The organism is Paenibacillus sp. 01T422, from assembly GCF_056398785.1.
Map to the genome: position 1 here is coordinate 1 of NZ_JBFTQB010001001.1, position 2,215 is coordinate 2,215.

The following is a 2,215-nucleotide window of genomic DNA, read 5'->3' on the forward strand; positions in this document are numbered from 1 at the left end:
CATTAGAGGCGATTCTCGATGAATCTCCGCAAGCTTATAAAGATGTCGATCAAATTATAGAGAGTGTCGTCGGAGCGGATTTGGCTCAGGTTGTAGCGAAGTGCAAGCCCATGGCGACAGTAAAAGGTGCCAAATGAAGAGGGATTACAACGTAAAATTAAGAGAAGTAAGTACGGCGAAAATAACTACGGCGGCTGTATCCGCTCCGAACGGTTCTGGAGGCAGCCCGCTCACCGCATATGGGGATTATGCTTATGTGCTAGGGAGCATTCAAGGCGTGCTGAACGATTTATATGGCAATTATTTTGAACCCTATGTAAGTAATGACGGGAAAGAAGAATATTGGGGATTGTTGGCCCATGATGTCAAAACAGAAAGTCCTCATGTCCAGCATGTTACGAAAATTTTTGATCATATGGAGTCTCGTGGCTTCGGCATGCAAGGGGATAGTGAGGCTTCGGCCTACCGTACATTTCCAACTTTGCGAAATAACGTCTTTGCCTATCCGGATTGGGGAATCGCGTTAGCCAGGGTTCCTATTTTTCGGATGCATGGGATTGGTTCTGAGGATTTTATATTTGCTGTGGATGACGCCAGTCTTAAGCGATTTCTGGAGCAGTCGCGGCAGCGCAGGAGAGACTTGGATCGGCGGCAAGTGACGATTTTTACAGATGGACCCCAAGGTATGGAAAAAGAACTGGCGCCTATAACTCGCATGGTCGACCGCGCCGAAGTTATTATGAAGGATGAAGTGAAGCGAGAGATTTTTAGGTCCATTGATCAGTTTTTTGATGAGGACCGCACCTTTTTCAAAGAATATAACCTTCCTTATAAAAGAGGCATTCTGCTCTACGGCAAACCAGGGAATGGGAAAACAACGCTCGTGAAGTCCATCGCCGGCAGTGTGAAAGCACCTGTTGCTTATTGGCAAATCACAGAGAATACGTGCAGCGATTCCATACAAGAGGTATTTCAAGCGGCGGCGAATTTGGCGCCAATGATTCTTGTCATTGAGGATATCGATGCGATGCCCCAGGGGGCGAGGTCTTATTTTTTGAACATTTTGGACGGTGCAACATCGAAAGAGGGCATTTTTCTCATTGGAACAACGAATTATCCAGAACAAATTGATCCGGCACTGATGAACCGCGCTGGGCGTTTTGACCGCGCTTATGAAATTAAGCTTCCTGATGTGACGCTAAGGCAGACCTATTTGGAGCAAAAAGGGATGGGCAAACTGTTAACCGATGATTTCATGAAGGTAACGGCGAAGCAGACGGAAGGATTTACTTTTGCCCAGTTAAATGAATTGTACACAGCAGCAGCGCTTCAGTGGCATTACGAGCAGAGTGTGGATATAGAGAAGCTGGTGAAGTCAATGAAATCAGATTTGCAAAAGGGGCAGTCGATGTCGTGGCTGAAGGAAGACTCGGAGGTTCGGGTTGGATTTATGATTAGTTAGTACATATAGATGTGAGGATGTGATTGGGAATGGTAAGTACACACGTGCAAACAAGGTTAAGTAAGTTGATGAGTAAAATACTCAGGCATTCTCCGGAAAAATTCGGGCTGCAGCTCGATGCTGTAGATGGGTCTTGCGCGGTTTCAGATTTATTGCAAGTGATTCGCACTCAGACGGAGTGGTCGGAACTTAGCTTGCAGGATCTGGAGGAAGTGGTCGAGCGCTGTGACAAGCAGCGCTTTGAGATCATCGGCGATCGCATCAGGGCAAGGTATGGGCATAGCCATGACAAAGTGAGCTACCCTACTGGAGTACCCCCGTTGGTGCTCTACCATGGCACGAATGCGCAAGCAGCGCCGAAGATATTGGAGCAAGGCTTACGCCCCATGCAGCGTCAATATGTTCATTTGTCTGAAGGGCTGCATTTTGCGACGTTGGCTGGTAAGCGTAGAGGGGAACTTGTCATTTTAAACATTGATACGGTGAAAGCAAGCGGTGCAGGAATCAAGTTCTATTATGCAGGTAATGAAGTCTGGCTTGCAGACGCCGTTCCTGCTGAGTTTTGCAGCATTTTGAAGATAGAGGAGAGGAGTTAAACTCCTCCAAACGCCTATTCCTCCCCCGCGAAGGGAACTAGAGGGCGCTATTTCGGTGAAATGCGGCCTTTTCGCGCGGAGGGGGAACTGTGGTCCGCTATTTGTCCGTTTTCGGAGAGAAAACGCGGTTTTGCGTGCAATTAAGGCCCTGTAGTTC

General features: G+C 47.7%; 3 protein-coding genes. All 3 read left to right on the top strand.

What is annotated here, in order from left to right:
• Window positions 1-137 (top strand): RtcB family protein (locus tag AC1DUA_RS34695; protein ID WP_477504067.1); only part of this gene is annotated, 137 nt, incomplete at its 5' end.
• A complete protein-coding gene (locus AC1DUA_RS34700; protein ID WP_477504065.1) occupies window positions 134-1,462 on the top strand; it encodes an AAA family ATPase in 1,329 nt (442 codons plus the stop codon). The genes AC1DUA_RS34695 and AC1DUA_RS34700, both read left to right, overlap by 4 nt.
• Window positions 1,463-1,491: 29 nt before the next feature.
• Window positions 1,492-2,058, top strand: a complete 567-nt coding sequence (locus tag AC1DUA_RS34705) for an RNA 2'-phosphotransferase (RefSeq protein WP_477504066.1) — start codon at window positions 1,492-1,494, stop codon at window positions 2,056-2,058.
• Window positions 2,059-2,215: the final 157 nt, after the last annotated feature.